This is a genomic window from Pseudoponticoccus marisrubri (genome assembly GCF_001482405.1).
Classification (GTDB): domain Bacteria; phylum Pseudomonadota; class Alphaproteobacteria; order Rhodobacterales; family Rhodobacteraceae; genus Pseudoponticoccus; species Pseudoponticoccus marisrubri.
Genome location: NZ_LPXO01000012.1, coordinates 105,824 through 127,544 on the forward strand (window position 1 = coordinate 105,824; position 21,721 = coordinate 127,544).

Here is a 21,721-nt window from a genome sequence, read left to right on the forward strand (position 1 = left end):
GCATCATGGCCGGGCAGGAGGACAGCGCCGAGAAGAGCCACGAGCCATCGCAGCGCAAGCTCGACGAGGCGCGCAAGAAGGGCGAGATTGCCCGCGCGCCGGATTTCCTGACCGCGGTGGCCTATCTCGGGCTGCTGGTCGCCGGCACGATGCTGGGCGGCGCCATGGTACAGGGGATGTCCGAGGCGATGCTGCCGCTTCTGGAACAGCCTGACCGTCTGCGACCGCTGTTCTTCGAAGATGGTGCAACGCCCGTCGCCGGCGGTCTGCTCACGGCCGCGCTGGGCCCGGTGGCGCCGCTCTTCGTCCTGCCCGGGCTGTGCGTTCTGGCGGCGCTCTTTGCCACGCGGGGCTTTGCCTTTGCCGGGACCAAGCTGACGCCCAAGATCTCGCGCCTCTCGCCCGTCGACAATGCCAAGAACAAGTTCGGCCGCAAGGGGTTGTTCGAGTTCTTCAAGAGCTTCGTCAAGCTCACCGTCTACTCGATCCTGCTGGCGCTGTTCCTGCGCGGCCAGCTGGAACCCATCGTCGGCACCGCGCAGGAAAGCCCTGCCGAGGCGATCCTGATGATGACCGGGCTGATGATGCGCTTTCTGTTCATCGTGTCGCTGATCGCGGTGGCGATCGGGATCATCGACCTGTTCTGGCAACAGGCCGAGCACCGTCGCAAGAACCGGATGTCCCAGAAGGAGCTGCGCGACGAGTCGAAAGAGGCCGAGGGTGATCCGCATCTGAAGCATCACCGCCGCAGGCGCGCGCAGGAAATGGCGATGAACCAGATGATGCGCGACGTGCCGACGGCGGATGTGATCCTTGTCAACCCGACCCATTACGCGGTTGCGCTGAAATGGAGCCGCCGGCCCGGTTCGGCCCCGACCTGCGTGGCCAAGGGGCAGGACCTGGTCGCCCAGCGCATCCGCGACAAAGCGCAGGAGGCGGGCGTGCCGATCCATTCCAACCCGCCCGCGACCCGGGCCCTGTTTGCGACAACCGAACTGGGCGCCGAGATCTCGCCCGAGCACTACATGGCGGTTGCCGCGGCGATCCGCTTTGCCGAAGCGATGCGCAGGAAGGCGCGCGAGAAAGGCTGGAAATGACACGCTATGACGACCTGATTTCCGCCTCCTCGCTGCTCAAGGAGCAGGCGCTGGAGCGGCATCGCGAGCGGGTTCGGGCGAGGCAGGATATCGAGGCCGAACTGGCGCAGATCGACCAGCTGCGTGCCGCGGCACAGGCCGATGGCGGATCGCTGGGCGCGCGCCAGATCCTGGGGGCGGATGCGCTCTGGCAGGGCTGGCTGGTACGCCGCCGGACCGAGGTGCTGCGCCAGATGGCGATGGCACGCGCCCGCGAGTTGGAGAGCCTCGACCGGGCGCGCAATGCCTTTGCCCGTGAGGAAGCGGCCCGGACCCTGCAGGAAGATGACCAGCGCGCGCGCATGCGCAAACAGCGCTCGGCCGAGGCCGACGCGCTGGATGATCTGTCGTTGCTGCGCCGGGCGCTGGCGGCGCGCGATTTCTAGGTGTCCTGTCGGGCGATCTCGGTGATCAGCACGTCGCTCACATCCGTGCCCAGCACGGGCCGTGCCGCCTCGAGCAGGGCCTTGCGCAGGATCTGCATCCGGTCGCCATTGGTGAAGGTCCCCTCGAACCCGCCGATATTGGCGTGGTCGAACATGACCTGCAGGAACACGTCGCGCAGCTTGGGTTCGCGCGTGTAGACCTGCTCGCTCGTGCCGCTGGCGACCTCGACGCTGAGCGAGGCGACGACCAGCGCCTGCACCCGCTCCGGCCCCATCACGGGAATGACGAACTGGTTGTTCAGCTTGACATATTCGCGGCCCGAGGGCGGCAGATCATCGTCGGGTGCCGGGGTCTCCAGCGTCGCGGTCTCGGCCGGGGGCGGGCAGTCCACCGCCGCCTGCGTGCCGGCCGCTTCCGGATCCGGCATCAGGAACAACCCGGCGCCGACCCCGGCGCCGGTGCCGATCAGGGCGAGCAGGATGGGCAGGAGTTTCCGCATCATGGCCTCCTCAGAAGGGCAGGATCACGTCCAGCACCTGCTGGCCGATCCGTGGTTGTTGGACATCGGTGATCTGGCCACGCCCGCCATAGGAGATCCGGGCCGAGGCGATCTTGTCATAGGTGATCTCGTTCTGGCGCGAGATGTCCTCGGGCCGGACGTAGCCGGACACCAGAAGCTCGCGCATTTCGAAATTCACCCGCACCTCCTGCGAGCCCACGATCGACAGCACGCCATTAGGCAGCACGTCGGTCACCGTGGCCGCGACGCGCAAGGTCAGGCTCTCGGCCCGTCGGACCGAGCCGTCGCCGCTGGAACTGCTCGAGCTGTCGATCGACACCGCCTCGTCCAGGCTGGCCCCGTCGGTGATCTTCTGGTTGACCCGTTGCGGGATGCCGAAGAGCCCGGGGATCCCGAGGCTTTCCGATCCGGAGCGCGAGCGCGAGGTGCTGTTCGAGATCTCGGCCTCTTCGTCGATCTCGATCACCACGGTCAGGATGTCACCGCGTTTCATCGCGCGCCGGTCGCCCAGCAGCGAGGTCTGCCCGCCGCTCCAAAGCGAGGCAGAGGCCACGCCATGCTTGCGCTGCGGGCTGGCGGCCACGCCTGAGGCGACCATGGCGACCTTCTCGGTGCTGGTGGTGTTCGGGGTGAACTCGGGCGGCTTGCCGATATGGCCGACGCGGCCGCAGGCGGAGGCGGCCAGCACCAGCGCGGCAAGCGGTACGAGGCGCAGGGATGGCCCGATCATTGCGCCACCCGGACCGAACCGTCGGCATGGATCCGTCCGAACAGGACCGAGCGCGAGCTGGTGTTCATGACGCGGATGCGGTCGCCTTCGGCCCCGCGGCCCAGCGCCTTGCCCTCGGTCACGATGCGCAGCCCGCCCTGGCTGTAGATCAGCTCGACCACCTGGTTGCGATCGACCAGCGCCGGCGTGCCCACGTGGCCGCGCATGACCGCGCGCCCGGGATAGATGGCGATGCGGGCTTCCTGGCCCAGAACTGCCGCCACGTCTTCATGCGCGCCGGGCACGCTGGCCGGGTCCAGCCGGATGTCGGCGGCGGTGATGATGCTCTGGGCGCGGATCGTGCGGGTGGCGACGACCGTGTCGGCCATCGCGCCCTGTCCGGCCAACGCGGCGACAAGAACCAGCCCCCGCATCAGCGCACCTGGCTGGTGGCGGCGAGCATCTGGTCGGCGGCCGAGATCACCTTGGAGTTTAGCTCGTAGCCGCGCTGGGCCTCGATCAGCTCGGTGATCTCGCGCACGGCATCGACGGTGCTGTCCTCGAGATAGCCCTGCCGCACCGTGCCCAGGCCATCAAGGCCCGGGGTGGTCTGGATCGCGGGGCCCGAGGCCTCGGTCTCGACGAAAAGGTTCGAGCCGATCGCCTCCAGCCCCTTGGCATTGGTGAAGCCCGACAAGGTGAACTGACCCAGCAGCTGGCCCTCGGCCGCCTCGGCGAAATAGGCATAGACCTCCCCATCGGCATTGATCGAGATGCTGCGCGCATCCGAGGGGATGGTGATCTCGGGCGCGACGGGGTGGCCGTCGGCGGTGACGATCAGCCCCTCGCCGGTGCGTTTCAGCGCGCCGTCGCGGGTATAGGCGATCTGGCCCGAGGGCAGGGTGACCTCGAAATAGCCCGCACCCTCGATCGCCATGTCGAGATCGCCGCCGGTGGCCGACAGCGCGCCCTGCGCCAGCTGCACCGAGACGGCCGAGGGCCGCACGCCAAGCCCCAGCTGGATGCCGGTGGGCAGGACCGTGCCGTCGGCGGCGTTTACCGTGCCCGGCCGGGCCATCTGCTGGTAGTGCAGGTCGGCGAACTCGGCCCGGCGCGCATTGTAGCCGGTCGTGCTCATGTTCGAGAGGTTGTTCGAGATGACCTCGACCCGCATCTGCTGCGCGCTCATGCCGGTTGCGGCGATTTTCAGGGCTCGCATCGGTTGTCTCCTATTTCACGAAGGTGTTCAGGGCGGCGCGCACGCGTTCATCCTCGCGCTCCATGAAGGTCTGGCCCAGCTCGTAGGCGCGCTGCACCTCGACCATGCGGGTGATCTGCAGGATCGGGTCCACGTTCGATGCCTCGACGAAACCCTGCATCACGCGCGGGTCTGCCACCGGCTCGATCCCCGCCTCGGCCCAGAACAGCGTATTGCCCTCGCGCACCATGCCCTTGGGGTCGAGCGGGCGCATGATGGCCAGCTGGCCGACGGGGCGGCCCTCGGTCGAGATCGTACCGTCGCGGGCCACGGCCAGGTCGGTGGCAAGGGGCGGCAGCAGGATCGGCGCACCGCCGGCATCCAGCACCGGGTGGCCATCGGGCGTGACCAGCGTGCCGGCCCCGCTGATGGCAAAGGCGCCCGCGCGGGTCAGGCGTTCGCCCTCGGGCGTGCCGACCAGGAAGAACCCGTCGCCCTCGATCCCGAAATCGAGCTGCCCGCCCGTCTGCTCGAGCGTGCCCTGCGCGAAGGAGGTGTTGCGCACCCGCGCGCTGGCCATGGCCACCGCCTCGGCGCCGTCGCCCTGCGTGATGTATTCCGAGAAGATCACGCCCTGCTGGCGATAGCCGGTCGTGTTGGCATTGGCGATGTTGTTCGCGATCACCCGCATTTCCCGCATCAGGCTCGATTGCCGGGACAGGGCGGTATAGCCGGCTGTTTCCACGTCAGCCTCCTGTAATGATTGGGATGATCTGGTCTTGGAAGAAGCTGACCAGCGTGTTCGTCATGAAGCTCATCGACATCCAGAACACCGCGACGATGGCCATCAGCTTGGGCACGAAGGTCAGCGTCATTTCCTGGATCGAGGTCAGCGCCTGGAACAGACCGACCCCAACCCCGGCGATCAGCGCGGCGCTGAGGATCGGGACCGAGGTGATCGTGGCGATCCACAGGCCCTGGCGCAGCGTGTCGAAGAAGATGGTCTCGGTCAGCATGGCTCAGACCGGCATGCGCAGGATTTCCTGGTAGGCCTCGACCACCTTGTCGCGGACCGCGACCACGGTCTGGACCGCCAGTTCGGACTGGGCCAGTGCCTCGACCAGCGCATGCGGATCGGCATTGCCGGCCATGGCGGTCTGGCTGACCTCCTCGGTCCGGCGCAGATGGTCGGCAAAGCTGTCGGCGGCCCGGGCCGCCACGGCCTCCGCCGGCCTCGCCTCGGAGGGTTCGGGCTGCATGGCGGGACGGGAGGCCGCGTATTTCTGCGCGGCGCTCAGGGAGCGGACATCCATTCTGGTCTCCTTTCGCTCGGGTTTGGCGCGCGTTCTGCGCGGCTCAGCGTCTGAGAAGGTCGAGCAGGCTGCTCGACATCTGGCGCGTCTGATCGAACATCTTGAGATTGGCCTCGTAGCTGCGCTGCGCCTCGCGGGCGTCGGCAATCTCGATGATCAGGTCGACATTCGAGCCCTTGTAATGCCCCGTCGCGTCGGCCAGCGGGTGCGAGGGGTCGTGGATCACCTCCAGGTCGCTGCGATCCAGCCGCACATCGCCCATGGACACGGCGGACAGGTCGGTCCGCGTTTCGGTCAGGCGGAATGGCGCCGTCTTGCGGCGGTAGCCGGGCGTGTCGACATTGGCGATGTTCTCGGACAGCAGGCGCAGCCGGTCGGCCTGCGCGCGCAACCCGCTTGAGGTGACGGTCAGGGCATCTGCAAAGGCGTTCATGGCGGGCTCCTTCAGCTGCGACCAAGGCTGGTGCGCAGGATGGTGAGGTTGCTGCGATAGATCGCGAGCGCACGGTCGTGCTGGCGCTTGGCGCCGACGGCGGCTAGCATCTCCTGCTCGAGCGAGACGGTGTTGCCGTTGGGATCGGCGGGGGTGTCGCGGTCGCGCGCCTCGAAGATCGTGCGGGTCGTGCCGTGCAGATGCCCGGCGCGGGTGGCCTTCTGGGCCGTGTCCAGCGTGTCGCCGGCCAGGCGGAAAGCCGGCATCTCGCGGGCGCGGTAGCCGGGCGTGTCGGCATTGGCCATGTTCTGCGCGCTATAGGCCTGTTGCAGCCCGGCGTGCCGCGCCATGGTCATCGCCGTTCTGAAGACGTCCAGGTTTTCGAACATCGGGGCTTCTCCCTCGGTTTCTGAAACCAAGGCTTAACGTTGATTCCTTTAGAAACGGTTTGCGAAGTTTGAACGGAGCGGACGATGGACGAAGAGATCGCTGGCCTCAGGGCGCAGATCGCGCAGATGCAGCCGGTGCGGGCTGTCGGCCGTGTCCAGGCGGTGGATGGCACCGCGATCTGGGTGCGGGGCCTGGCCGAGAGCGCCTCGATCGGGGATCGCCTGCGCCTGATCCGCCCCGACGGCGCGCTGGGCGGCGAGGTGCTGCGCATTCGTGACGATCTCGTGGCGATGCTGCCCGACGAGGCCGCGGATGGCGTGTCACGCGGGGATCGCGTCGCGGTCCTGGGGCCGCCGACGCTGGCCCCCTGTGACAGCTGGGTTGGCCGGGTGATCGATGCCTATGGCCGGCCACTCGACGGTGCTCCGTTGGGCCCGGGACCGCGCCGACGACCCTTCCGGACCAGCCCGCCGCCTGCTGCGATGCGGCGGGGGCTGGGGTCTCGGCTTGGAACGGGTCTGGCGGTCTTCGACACGTTGCTGCCCATCGTGCGCGGCCAGCGCATCGGCTTGTTCGCCGGCTCCGGTGTAGGCAAGTCCCGTCTTCTGGCCCAATTGGCGCAAGGGATGCAGGCTGATGTCGTCGTCCTGGCGCTGGTCGGCGAACGCGGGCGCGAAGTACTTGAATTCGTGCGCCATGTGCTGGGCCGTGAAGGGATGGCGCGCAGCGTGGTCGTGACCGCGACCTCGGACCGGTCGCCCCTCGAACGTCGGCGCTGCCCGCTAGCGGCGATGACCATCGCTGAGCATTTCCGCGACCAGGGCCATCATGTGCTCTACCTCGCCGATTCGATCACCCGCTTCGCCGAGGCGCATCGCGAAGTGGCGATTGCCTCGGGTGAGCTGCCAGCGCTGCGTGGCCATCCCGCCTCTGTTGCGCATCAGATCATGCGGCTTGCCGAACGCGCGGGGCCCGGCTGTGACGGGCAGGGGGACATCACGGCCGTGTTCAGCGTGCTGGTTGCCGGGTCGGACATGGACGAGCCCGTGGCGGATATCCTGCGCGGCGTCCTCGACGGCCATGTCATACTCGACCGTCAGATCGCCGAACGTGGCCGTTTTCCAGCGATCGACCTGCTCCGCTCCGTATCCCGGAGCTTGCCCGAGGCCGCGAATGCGCTGGAAAATGACACCATCCAGCAAGTGCGGCGCCTGCTCGGGACCTATGCGCAGAACGAAACCATGCTACGCGCGGGTCTCTACCGGGAAGGCGAGGATCCAACGCTGGACCTCGCCATCAAGGCCTGGCCAGAGCTCGATTCCTTCCTTGCCAGCACATCACCCGTTGGACCCGAGCAGGCTTTTCGACAGCTGAGCCTGATCCTGCGTCGGCTTGGATCGAGCGGCGCTAAGGTGCCGCAAAGAGCCGCACGATCCAACGTCCCAAGCAAGGTCACCTCAACATGATTCTCCGTTGCTCACCCTAGCAATGATTGGCGGGGGATGGACTGCAGCAGAGACAGGGCGATCTGCCCGGAGCCCGCCACGCTGGTCTGATTGATCTGGCTTTGCAGCAGGTAGGTTTGTACGACCTTCCGGATGACATCTGGATCGGCCATATCATTGATTTCCTTGACTCCGAAGCGGCTGTTGACCTTGTCGCGAAACATCTCCAACTGCTTGTCGATATCCAGTTGGCCAAAACCGCTGGGAAGGCCAAGCGCTGTTTCCAGTACGTTCCGCAACGGAGTCGTCCCCATGACGCGGAACCACTTCGTATCGTCTCCGCCGCTTGCCCGGGCGATCTCGGGTAAGCTCCGTTCGTAATTCATGGCGAGGCGAAGACTTTCGTCCTGGTTGCCGACCGCCACTTCAAATTCCTGCGCTCTGAAGCGCGAAATAATGTCGGCGGCAAAGCCGTCGCGCTGGGTGGCCGGCTCCAGAGCCGAATCAAATGCAAATGTCCGCGCGAGAGATTTGTAGCGTTCATCCGTTAGTCTGTTGGCCAAGGCCTCCGGGTCGTTGATCCCATCCTCCAGCACTTTCCGAACGAAAAACGTGTTGTCGATGTCGTCCTGCAATCCGAACGCGCCCAAGGCCACCCGCAACAAGCGCCGATCCGCGACAAGATCCTCGGCGCTGGTCACGTTTCGAATCTCCGAGGCGAAGTAATCCGTGTCCCGCACGAGTTCCGGTGCGGCGTCGAAAACGGCACGCTGTTTGGATTGGGTGGCCTGCAGAAACTGCCATCCGACAAGTCCGGACCCGACGATGACCGGCTGAAATGTCATCGCGATCCGGCGGCCAGAAGCCGGTCCTCTCGTGGTATGAGCGCCCGAAGGGATTTTAGGCACTGATAGAACTGCTCACCCATCACGGCTTCGCTGGCCGTTGTCAGCAAACGCCGGCTGTCGGGGTCGACGAGGATCTGGCTGAGCTCCTCGATCCGGGGCAGCAGTTGTTCACGTGCAAGCGCGGGGTCGGCGTCTCCTGTCAGGATCAGTTGCGCAGTATAGCAAAGTCGCCGAACCGGTGTCTTGGCCTCGTCGGGATGGATGGCATCGCGCAGGCGCAGGACGTTGGCGTTGGGCGTGACAATCGACAACCGGCTGCGCCGATCGCCGTTCTCGATCACGGCGCCATTGATCAGAACACGCTCTCGCGGTCCGAGTTTGAGAACGAGTCCACTCATTTCCGTGGTCTCCTGCTGCTTAGCCCACGCAGGATCGCGGCATTGATCTCGAGCAAAGGCGTGATCCGTCCCTTGCGAGCCAGGACCTTCGATGTCTGGAACTGGACAAATTCGGCCAGGTAGAAAATTTGCGCCCGCAATTCCTTGGGAAGTTCGTTGCCGCCATCCGCGACATCGACGGCAAGCGCTGTCCAGAGACGTTGATTGTCGGACAGCGCCTCGACCAGCTTGGGGTAGGCCATGGGCCCGGCCTCGGCCATCGACTTGATCCGATACGTGACGCGGGCGATCAGCTCGTATTCGGTCCCGCGCGGTGTTTGTGTCGTGCGCGCATTCTGGGAATAGGCGCGTTGGGCTAGGGTCTGTGCGTTCATTTCAGAACCTTCTGGTTAAGAAAGACGGGGATCGGGATATGCGGAGGCCGGATACGGCCCCCGCACTACCAATCAGCGGAAGAGCGACAGGAGCGACTGGGGCGCCTGGTTTGCGATCGAAAGCGCCTGAACACCCAGCTGCTGTTGTACTTGGAGTGCCTGCAGCCGTGCCGAGGCTTCTTCCATGTCGGCATCGACCAGCGTGCCGATGCCCGACTTAAGGGCATCAGTTAGGTTCGAGACGAAATCCGCCTGGGTTTCGATCCGGCCCTGCACGGACCCGAAGGCCGATGCCGAGTCGATGGCCGTCTGGATCAAACCCTCGATCTCTTCGATGGCGCTGTCGGCCCCGGCCTGAGTCGTGACGTCGATATTGCTCAGCTCTTCGAGCCGGCCACCGATTGTTGTAGCAGCATCTGCTGCATATTCCTGTACTGCGACGCTGAAGTTGTCGCCGCCATTGTCGATGCCGGTAAAGGTGATCTCGTTCCCATTGGCCGTGGCATCGATCGTTCCGACATTGTCCGCACCAAGATCGGCCTTGATATATTTGTTGAACTGAGCGGCCAGCCCGGCTGCGACATCCGCCATGGTATCGCCATCGCGTGCGACATACTTGATGTCATTGCGGTCGGTGGTGTTGGAGGGACCATTGCCCGCCGTGGCGGAGATCTCGATCGAGAACCCTGTTCCGGCGGCCACCGTGTCGGTTGCCGCGGTACCGAGGGTCGTCGTACCGGTCGGCGCGGACGCAGCACCCGTCAAAGCTGCAGCCGCGGCATCACCGAAACCCCCGATATTGTTGGCAGCGGCGCCAAGCGCGGTGAGGGCCCCACCGATCGATGAAGCACCGGTGCCAAGATCCTGCTTCGCGACGCTGATATCCGATGCGGTCACACCGGTGCCCGAGCGATCGAGCGAGGCAAGCACGTTGATGGACCCCGAATCGGCGGTCTGTTCGGTGTTCGAGAGCAGGTTCAGGCCGTTGAATTGCGCAGCGCCTACGACGGCGGCAATCTGGTTACGCAGCGCGTCGATATCGGTCTGGATCTTGTCGCGATCGACATTCTCTTCCTGTGCGGCGACGATCTTGCCCTTGATGTCGGTCAGAAGGCTGGTCGTTGTCTCGGCGGCCTGACGCGCAACCGAAACAGTGGATTGACCGAGATTCAGGCTGTCGGAAATCCCCTTGAAGCCTTTGACATCGGCTTCCATCACCTTCGAGATCGCCCAGACCGCCGAATTGTCCTTGGCGCTCGCGACGCGCTTGCCGGTCGAGATCTGCTGCTGGGTATCGGCCAGCCCCTTGTTGATCGACTTGAGGGTCTGCAGCGCGACCATGGCGCCGTTATTCGTCAGAATGCTGGACATGATTGTCATCCTTGCTTCACGTTCGGCGCCCTTCAGCGCCCGTTGCTTTGGCCGCGCTCGGGCGGCCGCTCTGACGTCTTTCTGACGGTTGCAGACCCCTGTCATTCGGCCAGTCTGCGCCACCCGTCTTGGGTGCAGCGCCAACCTGACCGTCATGTGCTAACGATACGCTAAACCGAGCCGACCAAATTGCTACGATTTGCCGGATCTCCTCACGCACGGCGCTCCAACGCGTTGGAGACAGGGGCGTCGATGGTCTGCTTTTGCCCCTGCCGATCATAAGTATCCATCGAGCGGCGCAGACGGTTGAGATCGCCAAGCCTGCTGGCAACGTTTCGAATTCCGGCCAACGCTTGGTCGTAAAGCTCCTGATTCCGACGTAACCCATCCTTGAGTTCACTCGCCCGCTTCGGAGGTAAGCGTGCGGTCTGCAGATGCTGGGTAAGTGCCCGCTTTTCTTCGATGATTTCAGAGATCCGGTCGAATTGGCCTTTCATCAAGGCGCGCCGTTCCTCTGCGATCAAGGCTTTCAACCGATTTTCGATCTTGGGGTCAGTCATGGTCGTGCCCCTTCAGGCTGTCAAAAAGTGCTTCCGCCAGGCCGATACCACCCCGTGCAGCCAAATTCTGAGCCTGCTCCTGGCGCAGGAAGGAGGCGAAGTGATCTTCGCCGATGCCGCCGCCGAAGGCGTCTGGTGTCTTGCCTACCCCTGCCGACTTCAACATTTCGGCCAAGAACACTGCTTCAAGCTGTTCAGATTTTTCGTGCAACCTTGCGTGAGCGTTTTGTATCAGATGGGGTACAGGGTGAGAGACGATCATCAATAGCTCCAATTCAAGTTGGTTTCGGAGCATTACCTCGTAGACGGTAAAGAACGAGTAAGGATCTAGCGTTAAACCAGCGCCCGAGGAAGAACTCCTGGAGCGAACATGCTGAACCTCTTGACCAAAGCGCTACCACCGCTGGCTGGACCTGAAGCGAAGGACAACGAACAGCAGAGGGAAGGAGGAAATCCCTATCTTGCCCATTTAGAGGATCCGACGCATGGGTTTTCTGGTATATATTGGAGGAACATAGGCCCACGAGAGCCAGTAGGGTTCAGAATTGAAGTGCCCTCCCCGCAAGAACTCCTAAAAGCAAGCAGTATGGAGAAAATGAATAAGTTTAATGAATCAGGTAATGTACAAAGCTTCAATTTAATAAGTCTCCATGAGGGCAGTGCGCAATTTCCAGATAACGCAAAGGTGAGTGGGGCAGATAGTTATAGCTATGCGTCTCATGATATTTTTAGGTTTTCATCAGATATCATGTCTAAACTCGTGAATCTTTTTTGTGCTGGCAGCAACTGCGTAGCACGCAGGGAAAATCAAGGTAGTGAACTGGAACGCCTTCAAAGCCCAAATGCCTTTGTTGAAATCCCCAGAGGGTTCACTCGCTCTAGGGAAATGAACCAAAGTATTAAGTTGGAGGTCCAGAAAGCCTCCAACTTGGATCCTGATAAAGCTATCGACCCAGAAGTAGAAATAGAAACTCGCGAAGTAGTGACACACTTGGGACGAGGGCTTTACACTCCTCTAGAGCACAGAACGGACGTTTTCAGGCCAGAGGTTGAGTCAAAATACCAAACCAATCCTACTGTCTCAGACAACACTCCGGCTGAGTTTTTTGTGAGAAGAAAGAGCGGCAAAGATCTGCCAAGGATTGAAAAGAAAGGTGCCGTTTTGATTTCAGATCTAATGATCGGCGACCAGATGTTAATGAACAACGCTGCGTCCAAAAGAAAAATAAACAGGCTATCAGGACAAGCGAATTGCCTGAATATGGCTGGAATTGAAAACGCGATACGAAGGAGGGTGGAAAATAAAGATGCTGTAGTAAAGGACGCTATAGAAGTTCGGCTGTCTCCCAAGGAGCTTGGATCTATCTTCATAAGGGTTTCAAGGGGTAAGCGGATAACTTTAAAAATTGAAGCCCAGAGACTTGAAACACTGAAGTTGCTTCGGAAAAATGTAAGAGTCCTTCTCCAGAATCTTTTGGACACGGGAGTGGAGGGATTTGATATTGAGTTTGGCAGAAATTATTCAATACATAGACCTAATTCTGAGAATGGGGGTCTGCTGGAAAGCGTAAATGAGACCACTAGCGATAGTAAATTGTTGCTAGCGCCGAAAAATTTTGCCAACGGGTTTGAAGTAAGGATTTGAAGATGACCGAAATACAGGCACTCCCACCATCTCTTCCAGAAGTTGTATCTTCAACAGGTGTGGACAGTAGCGCCACATCCGGCACTAAGCTCAACTCGGACTTCGAGACCTTCTTACGGATGTTGACGGCTCAGGTTCAGAATCAGGATCCGCTGAACCCGGTGGAGTCGACCGAATACGCCACGCAATTGGCGACCTTTTCTTCGGTCGAGCAACAGGTCCTGACAAACGACTTACTAAAAGAACTTGGGGTACGGATTGGAGGTAATGACCTTCAGCATTTCGGAAACTGGATTGGAAAGGAAGCGTTGGTTCGCGCGCCTGTTCGTTTCGATGGAAGCCCGTTTACCGTGTTTCCCGACTTCGCAGAGAATGCGGATCGATCAATCTTGATCGTGCGAAACGAAAACGGAGACCCGGTACAGCGCCTGAACGTGGAGGTTGGGGAAGACCGAGTTCTCTGGTCGGGAACAACCATGGATGGGCGCAGCCTGCCTTCAGGGAGTTATCGATTTGAGGTGGAGAGCTATTCGGGCGATTCCTTGTTGGAGACGAAGCGCGCGGCCGTTTACGAGAAGGTTGAAGAAGTGCGTAGTGTCGACGGCCAAGTCATGATCCGACTCAGTAGCGGCACAGAAATAGAGCCTAGCTTCGTAGAAGGTCTCCGCTCTGCAGAACTTCTTTGAAGCTGACGCGGCTCGAAAAGCATATTATTTCAATAATGTTGTCTGTCAAGCGTCACCGCAAAGAGCAACTGTCCAGGCCGAACGTGTCGAAAGCAGAGAATTCCGATCCTATCTCTCTGGGGCGATCGATCACCTTGTGTTGTTTCCTCAACCTAGGCAGGATAATCAAGCTTAACCACTGAAATCAAATAAATTTTTGCCGCAGCAGCCGTGGCGATACCTGAGACGCTCATTATTTTGGCAAAAATGTTGCCAATTTGCATCGTCTTGGTGTTGGAGCGCTTGCGCCTGCAGCTCACGGCAATTTTGTCGTTTGAACCAGGGTTTTCCCCTGTATAAGCTTGAAAGTGTCGGGCGTGCCGCGTCCCAACCTGTACTGTCTGGAGAGAATTATGAAAAAGCTTTCGATCATTGCTGCCGCTGCAGCGATCGCAACCGCCACGGCCGCGCCGGTGGCTGCTCAGGAAAACACCACGCAGGATCCGTTCGTGACCACCGCTGGCGCCGGCATCCCGGCTCTGGCGATCATCGGCGGCATCGCTGTTGTCATCGCGATCGCGGCGTCCTCGGGCACCGACTGATCTGCGGGTCAGCACCGCAATGCTCAGGAACGGCGGTCATTTGGCCGCCGTTTTTCTTTCTGGAATAAAGAGTTAAACGTCAGGCCAGCGTGGCTACGGCGAAGGTGACCGCCGCCCCCATGCCCGCACCGATCAATGCCCAGGCGGCCCGTCCCCGCCAAGGGCGCGGCGTGGGCGACGCTTCGGCCTGGCCCTGCCGGATGAGTGCCGCCTCGATCAGTTGCGGCAGGCGGGGGCCGAAGCGTGCGAGCACCTGCGCGGCCTGGCGCAGGTCACTGGCGACCGCGCGCGGTCCGATGGATTGCTTGATGTACTGCTCGACAACCGGCTGCGCCACCTTCCAGATATTCATCTTTGGGTCGAGCGACCGGGCGACGCCTTCAACCACGACCATCGTGCGTTGCAGGAGAATCAGCTCGGTCCGTGTCTCCATGCCAAATCGCTCGGTCACCTCGAACAGGTAGGCCAGCAGTTTGCCCATCGAGATTCGCGTGGCATCCATGCCAAAGATCGGCTCGCCCACGGCACGCAGGGCCCGCGAGAATTCCTGCACGTCCTGGTCGGCCGGCACGTAGCCGGCTTCGAAATGCACTTCGGCGACGCGCTGGTAGTCGCGCCGGATGAAACCGAACAGGATCTCGGCATAGACCCTGCGGGTGTACTCGTCGATATAGCCCATGATCCCGAAGTCATAGGCGATGATGTCGCCATTGGCGGCGACCTTGAGGTTGCCCTGGTGCATGTCCGCGTGGAAATAGCCATCCCGCAGCGCATGGTTCAGGAACAGCTGCAACACGCGTTCCGACAACACCACCCGGTTGTGACCGGCGGCGTCGATGGCGTCATTGTCGCCCAGCGGGACGCCCTCGGCCCAGGACATGGTCATCACCCGGCGCCCGCAATAGGGCCATTTCACCACCGGCAGCTGGAACCCCGCATCGGCCTCGGTATTGGCGGCGAACTGGCTGGCGGCGGCGGCCTCGAGTCGTAGGTCGAGCTCGCCCATGACCACGCCCTCGAAATGGGCGATCACTTCGCGCGGGCGCAATCGGCGCGAGGAGGGCGACAGCAGCTCGATCATGCCGGCGGCGAAATAGAACGCGTCGATATCCTTGCGAAAGGCGCGCTCGATTCCCGGGCGCAGCACCTTGACCGCGACCGTCTCGCCGGTATTGGCCAGCCGGGCCTTGTGAACCTGCGCGATGGAGGCAGCGGCCACGGGTTCCGAGAAATCGTCGAACACCGTGTCGACCGGGGTGTCAAGCTCGGCCTCCACCTGCGCCTTGGCCGTTGTGACCGAGAAGGGCGGCAGCTTGTCCTGCAGGACCCGCAACTGTCGGGCCATGTCGTCGCCTACCACGTCGGGCCGGGTGGACAGGATCTGGCCGAACTTGATGTAGGCCGGCCCCAGCGCGGTGAGCGCGCGCACCGCGGGCGGGGTCGAGGGGTCGCCCTCGTCGCCCAGCCACTTGAACGGCCAGCCCAGCACGCGGGCGGTGATGCGCAGCGGCGCGGGCGCCTCGAACGCGTCAAGCACCACTTTCATCGCGCCCGTGCGTTCCAGCGTCGCGCCCGTCTGGATCAGGCGCCAGATATTGTGCGGCCCGCGCACCTCAGATCTTCCAGCCGGAATGCAGGCAGGCCACGCCCATGGTCAGGTTGCGGTACTTGGCATTCTCGAAGCCCGCGGCGCGGATCATGGCGAGAAAGCTGTCCTGGTCGGGGAACTTGCGGATCGATTCCACGAGATACTGGTAGCTGTCGCGATCCCCGGCGATCACCTGCCCCATGCGCGGGATGATATGGAAGGAATAGAGATCATAGGCCCATTGCATCAGCTCGTTCGGGATCTGGCTGAATTCCAGAACCATCAGGCGGCCGCCCGGGCGCAGCACACGATAGGCCTCGCGTAGCGCGTCTTCGGGGCGGGTGACGTTCCGGATGCCGAAGGAGATCGTGTAGACGTCGAAGCTGTTGTCGGGAAAGGGCAGGGCCATCGCGTCGCCCACCACCCAGTCCAGCTGGTCGGACATGGCATCGGCCTCGGCGCGCTTGCGCCCCTCGACCAGCATCGGCTCGGTCAGGTCCAGCACCACGGCCTGTGCGTGCCCGGCGCGCTTGAGAAAGCGGAAGGCGATATCGCCGGTGCCGCCGGCCACGTCGAGCAGGCGCTGGCCCTGTCGCGGCGCCAGCCAGTCCATCATGGCGTCCTTCCAGAGGCGATGGATGCCGAAGGACATGGCGTCGTTCATCACGTCATACTTGGACGCGACCGAGCGGAACACGCCCTGCACGCGGCCGGCCTTTTCCGACGCGGGCACATCCTGAAAGCCGAAATGGGTGGTGTCGTCTGGGCGGTCGGTCATGAAAACTTCCGTTCGAGCCATCCTGAGGTCGGAGTTGTCCTTAAAACCCGGCAGGGCAAGACACAAACGGTCAAATCCGCGCAAAGCGCGCGCGCCCGGCATCTGTCGGGCCCCGGGCAGAGATTGCGCCGACCCGGTGCCGGGCCTATCTGGGAAGCGCTGAACCAAGGCCGGACCCGATGCCCGAACTGCCCGAAGTCGAAACCGTACGCCGCGGCCTGTCTCCCGTGATGGAGGGGCAGGTGATCCGTGTCGCACATGTGAACCGGCCCGACCTGCGCTGGCCGTTTCCCGACCGCATGGCCGAGCGGCTGACCGGCGCGCGCGTCCTGCGCCTGCGGCGGCGGTCCAAGTACATCCTTGCCGATCTCTCGACCGCCGAGACGCTTCTGATCCACCTGGGCATGTCCGGGCGCATGTTGATCTCGGCCGATCCCGGGGCGCGCGGGCTCGCCGAAAGCGTGGGGCAGTTTGTGCATGCCCACCCCGCGCCGCAGAAACACGACCACGTGGTGCTGGAGATGGGGCAGGGCGCGCGCGTCACCTTCAACGATCCGCGCCGCTTCGGGGCGATGGACCTGATGGCCACCGACCTGGCCGAGCAGCATCCGCTGATCGCCCATCTCGGGCCCGAGCCGCTGGGCAACGCGTTCAGCGAATCCTACCTTGTCGCGGCGCTGAAGCCGCGCAACACGCCCATCAAATCGGCGCTTCTGGACCAGCGCGTGGTCGCCGGGCTGGGCAATATCTATGTCTGCGAGGCGCTGTTCCGCGGCGGCATCCACCCGGCGCGCAAGGCCCGGCGCATCTCGGAGGCGCGGCTGGCGGGGCTGGTGCCGATCATCCGCGACGTGCTGGCCGACGCCATCGCGGCAGGCGGCTCGTCGCTCAGGGATTACCGCCAAGCCGATGGCGAGCTTGGATATTTCCAGCACAGCTTCGATGTCTACGGCCGAGAGGGGCAGCCCTGCCGGACGCCGGAATGTGGCGCTCCGGTGCGCCGGATCGTGCAATCGGGACGGTCGAGCTTCTATTGCGGACTATGCCAAAGATAGCTTGATCCGGGACCACGAAGTGCTAAGGCTTGGCGCCTGACGGAAACGGACGGAGCCCGACCCAATGGCCTATGAGACGATCATCGTCGAAGTAGAAGACCACGTCGCCACGATCAAACTCAACCGGCCCGATGCGTTGAACGCTCTCAACTCGCATCTGCTGCGCGAACTCGGCACGGCGCTGGCCGAAGCCGACCGCAACGACAAGGTGCGGTGCATCATCCTGACCGGCTCGGCCAAGGCCTTTGCCGCGGGGGCGGACATCAAGGAGATGTCCGAGAAGAGCTATGTCGACATGTTCCTGTCGGATTTCTTCGGCGGCGAGGGGCGGGCGATCACCTCGACCCGCAAGCCGGTGATCGCGGCGGTCGCGGGTTACGCACTGGGCGGCGGTTGCGAGCTGGCGATGATGTGCGATTTCATCATCGCGGCCGACACCGCCAAGTTCGGCCAGCCCGAGATCAACCTTGGCGTCATCGCGGGCCTGGGCGGCACCCAGCGCCTGACGCGCTTCATCGGCAAGTCCAAGGCGATGGACATGAACCTGACCGGCCGTTTCATGGATGCCGAGGAGGCCGAGCGCTCGGGCCTCGTCAGCCGGGTCGTGCCGGCCAAGAAACTGATGGAAGAGGCGCGCGCCGCGGCCGACAAGATCGCCGAGAAGTCGATCCCTAGCACGATGGCGGCCAAGGAGGCGGTCAACCGCGCCTATGAGACCACGCTGTCTGAGGGGCTGCTGTTCGAGCGCCGCCTGTTCCACGCGCTGTTCGCGACCGAGGATCAGAAGGAAGGCATGGCCGCCTTCATGGAAAAGCGCACCGCGCAGTTCCGCGACCGCTAGGCGGAACCCGGCGGCGGGGCGCCGCGTAAAGTCTGGCAAGGAGGTTCCATGCCAGACCAAAGCCCCGAGCGGACCATCACCCTGCATTTCCAGTCGCGCGATGTGCTGCGCCACGTGGATGATCCGCTGCATCGCGACCTGTCCACCGCAACCCGCTGGAAGGACAGCCTTCTGGTCACCTGCGACGAGACCGCCGGCGTTGATCGCCTCACCCGAATTGGTCCCGATGACTGGGGTGACCATCGGCATTTCAACCTTGGACAGCTGATCGACCTGCCGGACGGGCCCGATGGCGAGATGGATATCGAAGGGCTGCATTGCGACGGAGACTGGCTCTGGGTCGCGGGCTCGCACTCCCTGAAACGCAAGAAGGCCAAGCGACCGGACAAGAGCGCCAAGAAGGCGCTGGACCGGATGACCCGGATCGCGCGCGATCCCAACCGCTGGTTTCTCGGACGTTTCCCGCTGGTCGAACATGATGGCGGCGTGGTGCCCGTGGCCATCGACGGCACGCGCCGCGCGGCCTGTATCGAGCTCAAGCGCACGTCGCCCAAGCTGATCCGATGGTTGCGTGGTGATCCGCATCTCGACCCGTTCCTCGACCTGCCATCGAAGGAGAACGGTCTCGATATCGAGGGGATCGTCGCGCGCGACATGCGGGTGCTGCTGGGGTTGCGCGGTCCGGTGCTGCGCGGCCATGCCGTGATCCTCGACTTGGAGATGAAGCGCACCCGCGACGGTTTCCTGAAGCCGCGCAAGATCGAGGGCGGACGGCGTTATCGCAAGCACCTGGTCCCGACGGCCGGGCAAGGGATCCGCGACCTTGCCTTTGACGGCGACGACCTGCTGATCCTGACCGGCCCCACCATGGCGGGGGACGGGCCGGCCGCGGTGTTGCGCTGGCCCGATGCGCTGGACCATGCGCGCTCGGGCGTGCTGGCGCCGGGCGAGGTCGATCATGCGCTGGACCTGCCCTATCGCGGAATGCACGACCACCCCGAGGGGTTGGTGCACTGGCCCGCCCATGGCAAGCGCAAGCCGGGCTGGATGGTGGTCTACGATTCGCCGGCGGAGAGGCGCGTCTCGGACAGGGGCCAATCCGTCACGGCAGATATCTGGCGCTTTTGACCGGGAATTCCCGACAAGGGGCTTTGCAACGGGCGCGCAAGCCGCTATAGGCGCCCGTCATACATGCGCGTGATGCCCGCTCAGGCAAGAATCGGTCCGACCCTCGTGTCGGCACTGTCGCGGCGTCGCGCAGACCCAGACACGGATACAAAGGACCGGATCGACATGGCAAATTCGCCCCAGGCCAAGAAGCGCGCACGTCAGAACGAAAAGCGCGCGGCAGTGAACAAGGCGCGTCGCTCGCGCATCCGCACCTTCCTGCGCCAGGTCGAAGAGGCGATCGCCTCGGGTGACAAGGCCGCCGCGCAGGCCGCGCTGCAAGCCGCACAGCCCGAGCTGATGCGCGGTGTGAGCAAGGGAATCTTCCACAAGAACACCGCGTCGCGCAAGATTTCGCGCCTCTCCTCGCGCGTGAAATCGCTGGGATAATTCTCGCGGGAACCTGTGCCTTTTTGCAACGGCCGCCACTAGATGTGGCGGCCGTTTGCGTTGGTCCAACAGCATATGGTGGACGTAGATTCTTTTCTGAATATTCGAGAGTCAAGGTTGAAGAACAGTTGCCGCCCCTGTCGCGGCCTTGCTAATTTCCCCAAGCGAGTCACGTCGCAGGGGGGACAGGCTGCCGGTCTCAAGGCTGTATTGGGGGGCTTTGGGACATCACGTTCGACACCATGCGCTGCATGCAGGGTGTCGCGGTGTTCAGGATTTTTCCTGGCCATGTCCAAGATACAGACCGTGTCGTGACGGTATCGCTCTCGTTGTTTGGGGACGAGAGCCATGTCGTCCGACGATAGGGCAACTCTGTTGCTCCGCTCATGCGACTGCTCGCGTGGGATGCGTGTCCTGTGTCTTCCGCCCTGTCTTGTGGCGCGTTCCGGGTGCAGGCCCGGGTGGGGAAAACATACAGGAACCGGGGACAGATGACCAAAGAGCAATGGGGCGACTTGCAGGACGACATTTGCAAGACGATGGGCGAAAATAACTACAGAACGTGGATCGAACCACTGCGCTTTGTCGGGAAATCGGATGATGGCGTCGTGACGCTGCAGGCGCCGACCAACTTCTTCGGAAACTACGTCTCGCGGAACTATGGCGACATGCTGCTGGCGCAGATCTCGCGCGTGGATCGCAACGTGCGCCGGGTGGCCTTCGACGTGGCCCGCGACGAGGCGCCCGAGCCCCCCGCGCAAGCCCCGGCGGAGGAGACCCCGGCGCCGGCCCAGGCCGCCAAGCCCGAACTGCCGAGCGCGCCGCTGGACAAGCGCTTCACCTTTGACAGTTTCGTCGTCGGCAAGCCGAACGAGCTGGCCCACGCCGCGGCCAAGCGCGTGGCCGAGGGCGGCCCGGTCACCTTCAACCCGCTTTTCCTGTATGGCGGCGTCGGACTGGGCAAGACGCACCTGATGCATGCCATCGCCTGGGAGATGAGCGTCCGCAATCCGCACCTGACCGTGCTCTACCTGTCGGCCGAGCAGTTCATGTACCGGTTCGTGCAGGCCCTGCGCGAACGCCGGATGATGGATTTCAAGGAGATGTTCCGCTCGGTCGACGTGCTGATGGTCGATGACGTGCAGTTCATCGCCGGCAAGGACAGCACGCAGGAAGAATTCTTCCACACGTTCAACGCGCTGGTCGACCAGAACAAGCAGATCATCATCTCGGCCGACCGCGCCCCGGACGAGATCAAGGATCTCGAGAACCGCATCCGCTCGCGCCTGCAATCGGGGCTGGTGGTGGACCTGCACCCCACCGATTACGAACTGCGTCTGGGCATCCTGCAATCCAAGGTCGACAGCTACCGCACGCTGTACCCGGGGCTGGTGATCGAGGACGGCGTCCTGGAATTCCTGGCCCACCGGATCAGCACCAATGTTCGCGTGCTGGAAGGCGCGCTGACCCGGCTCTTCGCCTTTGCTTCGCTGGTGGGCAAGCCGATCAACATGGATCTGGTGCAGGACAGCCTGGCCGACGTGCTGCGCGCCTCCGAGCGCAAGGTCTCGATCGACGAGATCCAGCGCAAGGTGGCCGAGCATTACAACATCCGCCTCAGCGACATGATCGGGCCCAAGCGGGTGCGCAACTTTGCCCGCCCGCGGCAGGTGGCCATGTACCTGTGCAAGCAGCTGACCAGCCGATCGCTGCCCGAGATCGGGCGCCGCTTCGGAGGGCGCGACCACACCACCGTGATGCACGGGGTGCGCCGCATCGAGGAGCTGCGCCAGCAGGACGGGCAGATCGACGAGGATGTCGAGATGCTGCGCCGCGCGCTCGAGGCCTGAGCCCGGCTCACAACACTTGCGGTCCGCAGGCGCAGCAAAGGGCCGCAATCCCTTGACG

Annotated in this window: 28 protein-coding genes; 11 read left to right on the forward strand and 17 right to left on the reverse strand. The window is 63.2% G+C overall.

Annotation, left to right across the window (positions count from 1 at the left end):
- Positions 1-5: 5 nt before the first annotated feature.
- Positions 6-1,097: an EscU/YscU/HrcU family type III secretion system export apparatus switch protein gene (locus AVJ23_RS17110; RefSeq protein ID WP_058863432.1), complete on the forward strand. Its 1,092-nt coding sequence runs from the start codon at positions 6-8 to the stop codon at positions 1,095-1,097.
- Positions 1,094-1,522 (forward strand): hypothetical protein, encoded by a 429-nt coding sequence (locus AVJ23_RS17115; protein WP_058863433.1) that lies wholly within the window; start codon positions 1,094-1,096, stop codon positions 1,520-1,522. The genes AVJ23_RS17110 and AVJ23_RS17115 overlap by 4 nt, the downstream gene beginning before the upstream one ends.
- On the opposite strand, the gene AVJ23_RS17120 is transcribed toward AVJ23_RS17115, so the two are convergent.
- The 9 genes from AVJ23_RS17120 to AVJ23_RS17160 are packed head-to-tail and all read right to left on the reverse strand — an operon-like array spanning position 1,519 to position 6,085.
- Positions 1,519-2,022, reverse strand: a complete 504-nt coding sequence (locus AVJ23_RS17120) for a flagellar basal body-associated FliL family protein (protein WP_058863434.1) — start codon at positions 2,020-2,022, stop codon at positions 1,519-1,521. The genes AVJ23_RS17115 and AVJ23_RS17120 overlap by 4 nt on opposite strands.
- A gap of 10 nt (positions 2,023-2,032) precedes the next feature.
- Complete coding sequence (gene flgH / locus AVJ23_RS17125) at positions 2,033-2,773, reverse strand: flagellar basal body L-ring protein FlgH (protein ID WP_058863435.1); 741 nt, start codon at positions 2,771-2,773, stop codon at positions 2,033-2,035.
- Positions 2,770-3,186, reverse strand: a complete 417-nt coding sequence (flgA, locus tag AVJ23_RS17130; protein ID WP_058863436.1) for a flagellar basal body P-ring formation chaperone FlgA — start codon at positions 3,184-3,186, stop codon at positions 2,770-2,772. The genes flgH and flgA overlap by 4 nt, the downstream gene beginning before the upstream one ends.
- Complete coding sequence (flgG, locus tag AVJ23_RS17135) at positions 3,186-3,971, reverse strand: flagellar basal-body rod protein FlgG (RefSeq protein ID WP_058863437.1); 786 nt, start codon at positions 3,969-3,971, stop codon at positions 3,186-3,188. The genes flgA and flgG overlap by 1 nt, the downstream gene beginning before the upstream one ends.
- A 10-nt stretch (positions 3,972-3,981) precedes the next feature.
- Positions 3,982-4,695: a flagellar hook-basal body complex protein gene (locus AVJ23_RS17140; protein ID WP_058863438.1), complete on the reverse strand. Its 714-nt coding sequence runs from the start codon at positions 4,693-4,695 to the stop codon at positions 3,982-3,984.
- A 1-nt stretch (position 4,696) separates the two neighbouring features.
- Positions 4,697-4,966 (reverse strand): flagellar biosynthetic protein FliQ, encoded by a 270-nt coding sequence (locus tag AVJ23_RS17145; RefSeq protein WP_058863439.1) that lies wholly within the window; start codon positions 4,964-4,966, stop codon positions 4,697-4,699.
- A gap of 3 nt (positions 4,967-4,969) precedes the next feature.
- A complete protein-coding gene (gene fliE, locus AVJ23_RS17150; RefSeq protein WP_058863440.1) occupies positions 4,970-5,263 on the reverse strand; it encodes a flagellar hook-basal body complex protein FliE in 294 nt (97 codons plus the stop codon).
- 43 nt (positions 5,264-5,306) lie between these two features.
- Positions 5,307-5,696: a flagellar basal body rod protein FlgC gene (gene flgC, locus AVJ23_RS17155; RefSeq protein WP_058863441.1), complete on the reverse strand. Its 390-nt coding sequence runs from the start codon at positions 5,694-5,696 to the stop codon at positions 5,307-5,309.
- An 11-nt stretch (positions 5,697-5,707) separates the two neighbouring features.
- Positions 5,708-6,085 (reverse strand): FlgB family protein, encoded by a 378-nt coding sequence (locus tag AVJ23_RS17160; RefSeq protein WP_058863442.1) that lies wholly within the window; start codon positions 6,083-6,085, stop codon positions 5,708-5,710.
- Positions 6,086-6,169: 84 nt separating this feature from the next.
- Here AVJ23_RS17160 and AVJ23_RS17165 point away from each other — a divergent pair, with 84 nt between their 5' ends.
- The gene (locus AVJ23_RS17165; RefSeq protein WP_058863443.1) at positions 6,170-7,552 is read left to right on the forward strand and encodes a FliI/YscN family ATPase; all 1,383 of its coding nucleotides are present in this window, start codon (positions 6,170-6,172) and stop codon (positions 7,550-7,552) included.
- An 11-nt stretch (positions 7,553-7,563) separates the two neighbouring features.
- Here AVJ23_RS17165 and AVJ23_RS17170 read toward each other — a convergent pair whose 3' ends face one another.
- The 6 genes from AVJ23_RS17170 to AVJ23_RS22320 all read right to left on the reverse strand — a co-directional run bounded on the left by AVJ23_RS17170 (position 7,564) and on the right by AVJ23_RS22320 (position 11,344).
- Positions 7,564-8,376, reverse strand: coding sequence for a DUF1217 domain-containing protein (locus AVJ23_RS17170; protein ID WP_058863444.1), 813 nt, complete (start codon positions 8,374-8,376; stop codon positions 7,564-7,566).
- Complete coding sequence (gene flbT / locus AVJ23_RS17175; protein WP_058863445.1) at positions 8,373-8,777, reverse strand: flagellar biosynthesis repressor FlbT; 405 nt, start codon at positions 8,775-8,777, stop codon at positions 8,373-8,375. Before flbT ends, AVJ23_RS17170 begins: the two co-directional genes overlap by 4 nt.
- The gene (gene flaF, locus AVJ23_RS17180) at positions 8,774-9,151 is read right to left on the reverse strand and encodes a flagellar biosynthesis regulator FlaF (protein WP_058863446.1); all 378 of its coding nucleotides are present in this window, start codon (positions 9,149-9,151) and stop codon (positions 8,774-8,776) included. Before flaF ends, flbT begins: the two co-directional genes overlap by 4 nt.
- Positions 9,152-9,223: 72 nt before the next feature.
- Positions 9,224-10,522, reverse strand: a complete 1,299-nt coding sequence (locus AVJ23_RS17185; RefSeq protein WP_058863447.1) for a flagellin N-terminal helical domain-containing protein — start codon at positions 10,520-10,522, stop codon at positions 9,224-9,226.
- 212 nt (positions 10,523-10,734) lie between these two features.
- Positions 10,735-11,082: a hypothetical protein gene (locus AVJ23_RS17190; protein ID WP_058863448.1), complete on the reverse strand. Its 348-nt coding sequence runs from the start codon at positions 11,080-11,082 to the stop codon at positions 10,735-10,737.
- Positions 11,075-11,344 carry a rod-binding protein gene (locus AVJ23_RS22320; protein WP_084794703.1) on the reverse strand — a complete coding sequence of 90 codons (270 nt, stop codon included), beginning with the start codon at positions 11,342-11,344 and terminating at the stop codon, positions 11,075-11,077. Before AVJ23_RS22320 ends, AVJ23_RS17190 begins: the two co-directional genes overlap by 8 nt.
- 108 nt (positions 11,345-11,452) lie before the next feature.
- Between AVJ23_RS22320 and AVJ23_RS22880 the strand changes: the two genes are divergently transcribed.
- From AVJ23_RS22880 to AVJ23_RS17200, 3 genes are all read left to right on the forward strand, one after another.
- Complete coding sequence (locus tag AVJ23_RS22880) at positions 11,453-12,727, forward strand: flagellar hook-length control protein FliK (RefSeq protein ID WP_157772699.1); 1,275 nt, start codon at positions 11,453-11,455, stop codon at positions 12,725-12,727.
- Positions 12,728-12,729: 2 nt separating this feature from the next.
- The gene (locus tag AVJ23_RS22325; RefSeq protein WP_084794695.1) at positions 12,730-13,413 is read left to right on the forward strand and encodes a flagellar hook capping FlgD N-terminal domain-containing protein; all 684 of its coding nucleotides are present in this window, start codon (positions 12,730-12,732) and stop codon (positions 13,411-13,413) included.
- Between the two features lie 392 nt (positions 13,414-13,805).
- Positions 13,806-13,994 (forward strand): hypothetical protein, encoded by a 189-nt coding sequence (locus AVJ23_RS17200; RefSeq protein ID WP_058863450.1) that lies wholly within the window; start codon positions 13,806-13,808, stop codon positions 13,992-13,994.
- A gap of 79 nt (positions 13,995-14,073) precedes the next feature.
- Here AVJ23_RS17200 and ubiB read toward each other — a convergent pair whose 3' ends face one another.
- Together ubiB and ubiE are read right to left on the reverse strand one after the other, a co-directional pair.
- A complete protein-coding gene (gene ubiB, locus AVJ23_RS17205; protein WP_058863451.1) occupies positions 14,074-15,606 on the reverse strand; it encodes a 2-polyprenylphenol 6-hydroxylase in 1,533 nt (510 codons plus the stop codon).
- Between the two features lies 1 nt (position 15,607).
- Positions 15,608-16,360, reverse strand: coding sequence for a bifunctional demethylmenaquinone methyltransferase/2-methoxy-6-polyprenyl-1,4-benzoquinol methylase UbiE (gene ubiE, locus AVJ23_RS17210; protein WP_058863452.1), 753 nt, complete (start codon positions 16,358-16,360; stop codon positions 15,608-15,610).
- Positions 16,361-16,539: 179 nt separating this feature from the next.
- On the opposite strand from ubiE, the gene mutM reads away from it, so the two are divergent.
- The 5 genes from mutM to dnaA all read left to right on the forward strand — a co-directional run bounded on the left by mutM (position 16,540) and on the right by dnaA (position 21,663).
- Complete coding sequence (gene mutM / locus AVJ23_RS17215) at positions 16,540-17,415, forward strand: bifunctional DNA-formamidopyrimidine glycosylase/DNA-(apurinic or apyrimidinic site) lyase (protein WP_058863453.1); 876 nt, start codon at positions 16,540-16,542, stop codon at positions 17,413-17,415.
- A gap of 64 nt (positions 17,416-17,479) precedes the next feature.
- Positions 17,480-18,256: an enoyl-CoA hydratase gene (locus AVJ23_RS17220; RefSeq protein WP_058863454.1), complete on the forward strand. Its 777-nt coding sequence runs from the start codon at positions 17,480-17,482 to the stop codon at positions 18,254-18,256.
- 48 nt (positions 18,257-18,304) lie between these two features.
- Positions 18,305-19,384 (forward strand): DUF3616 domain-containing protein, encoded by a 1,080-nt coding sequence (locus AVJ23_RS17225; protein ID WP_058863455.1) that lies wholly within the window; start codon positions 18,305-18,307, stop codon positions 19,382-19,384.
- A 165-nt stretch (positions 19,385-19,549) separates the two neighbouring features.
- Positions 19,550-19,813: a 30S ribosomal protein S20 gene (rpsT, locus tag AVJ23_RS17230; RefSeq protein ID WP_058863456.1), complete on the forward strand. Its 264-nt coding sequence runs from the start codon at positions 19,550-19,552 to the stop codon at positions 19,811-19,813.
- A gap of 491 nt (positions 19,814-20,304) precedes the next feature.
- Positions 20,305-21,663, forward strand: a complete 1,359-nt coding sequence (dnaA, locus tag AVJ23_RS17235) for a chromosomal replication initiator protein DnaA (RefSeq protein WP_058863457.1) — start codon at positions 20,305-20,307, stop codon at positions 21,661-21,663.
- Positions 21,664-21,721: the final 58 nt, after the last annotated feature.

Excerpts from the sequence above, each read along its gene's own strand:
- AVJ23_RS17110 (WP_058863432.1), top strand. The coding sequence starts at position 6 with ATGGCCGGGCAGGAGGACAGCGCCGAGAAGAGCCACGAGCCATCGCAG.
- AVJ23_RS17115 (WP_058863433.1), top strand. The coding sequence starts at position 1,094 with ATGACACGCTATGACGACCTGATTTCCGCCTCCTCGCTGCTCAAGGAG.
- AVJ23_RS17120 (WP_058863434.1), bottom strand. The coding sequence starts at position 2,022 with ATGCGGAAACTCCTGCCCATCCTGCTCGCCCTGATCGGCACCGGCGCC.
- flgH (WP_058863435.1), bottom strand. The coding sequence starts at position 2,773 with ATGATCGGGCCATCCCTGCGCCTCGTACCGCTTGCCGCGCTGGTGCTG.
- flgA (WP_058863436.1), bottom strand. The coding sequence starts at position 3,186 with ATGCGGGGGCTGGTTCTTGTCGCCGCGTTGGCCGGACAGGGCGCGATG.
- flgG (WP_058863437.1), bottom strand. The coding sequence starts at position 3,971 with ATGCGAGCCCTGAAAATCGCCGCAACCGGCATGAGCGCGCAGCAGATG.
- AVJ23_RS17145 (WP_058863439.1), bottom strand. The coding sequence starts at position 4,966 with ATGCTGACCGAGACCATCTTCTTCGACACGCTGCGCCAGGGCCTGTGG.
- fliE (WP_058863440.1), bottom strand. The coding sequence starts at position 5,263 with ATGGATGTCCGCTCCCTGAGCGCCGCGCAGAAATACGCGGCCTCCCGT.
- flgC (WP_058863441.1), bottom strand. The coding sequence starts at position 5,696 with ATGAACGCCTTTGCAGATGCCCTGACCGTCACCTCAAGCGGGTTGCGC.
- AVJ23_RS17160 (WP_058863442.1), bottom strand. The coding sequence starts at position 6,085 with ATGTTCGAAAACCTGGACGTCTTCAGAACGGCGATGACCATGGCGCGG.
- AVJ23_RS17165 (WP_058863443.1), top strand. The coding sequence starts at position 6,170 with ATGGACGAAGAGATCGCTGGCCTCAGGGCGCAGATCGCGCAGATGCAG.
- AVJ23_RS17170 (WP_058863444.1), bottom strand. The coding sequence starts at position 8,376 with ATGACATTTCAGCCGGTCATCGTCGGGTCCGGACTTGTCGGATGGCAG.
- flbT (WP_058863445.1), bottom strand. The coding sequence starts at position 8,777 with ATGAGTGGACTCGTTCTCAAACTCGGACCGCGAGAGCGTGTTCTGATC.
- flaF (WP_058863446.1), bottom strand. The coding sequence starts at position 9,151 with ATGAACGCACAGACCCTAGCCCAACGCGCCTATTCCCAGAATGCGCGC.
- AVJ23_RS17185 (WP_058863447.1), bottom strand. The coding sequence starts at position 10,522 with ATGTCCAGCATTCTGACGAATAACGGCGCCATGGTCGCGCTGCAGACC.
- AVJ23_RS17190 (WP_058863448.1), bottom strand. The coding sequence starts at position 11,082 with ATGACTGACCCCAAGATCGAAAATCGGTTGAAAGCCTTGATCGCAGAG.
- AVJ23_RS22320 (WP_084794703.1), bottom strand. The coding sequence starts at position 11,344 with ATGATCGTCTCTCACCCTGTACCCCATCTGATACAAAACGCTCACGCA.
- AVJ23_RS22880 (WP_157772699.1), top strand. The coding sequence starts at position 11,453 with ATGCTGAACCTCTTGACCAAAGCGCTACCACCGCTGGCTGGACCTGAA.
- AVJ23_RS22325 (WP_084794695.1), top strand. The coding sequence starts at position 12,730 with ATGACCGAAATACAGGCACTCCCACCATCTCTTCCAGAAGTTGTATCT.
- AVJ23_RS17200 (WP_058863450.1), top strand. The coding sequence starts at position 13,806 with ATGAAAAAGCTTTCGATCATTGCTGCCGCTGCAGCGATCGCAACCGCC.
- ubiE (WP_058863452.1), bottom strand. The coding sequence starts at position 16,360 with ATGACCGACCGCCCAGACGACACCACCCATTTCGGCTTTCAGGATGTG.
- mutM (WP_058863453.1), top strand. The coding sequence starts at position 16,540 with ATGCCCGAACTGCCCGAAGTCGAAACCGTACGCCGCGGCCTGTCTCCC.
- AVJ23_RS17220 (WP_058863454.1), top strand. The coding sequence starts at position 17,480 with ATGGCCTATGAGACGATCATCGTCGAAGTAGAAGACCACGTCGCCACG.
- AVJ23_RS17225 (WP_058863455.1), top strand. The coding sequence starts at position 18,305 with ATGCCAGACCAAAGCCCCGAGCGGACCATCACCCTGCATTTCCAGTCG.
- rpsT (WP_058863456.1), top strand. The coding sequence starts at position 19,550 with ATGGCAAATTCGCCCCAGGCCAAGAAGCGCGCACGTCAGAACGAAAAG.
- dnaA (WP_058863457.1), top strand. The coding sequence starts at position 20,305 with ATGACCAAAGAGCAATGGGGCGACTTGCAGGACGACATTTGCAAGACG.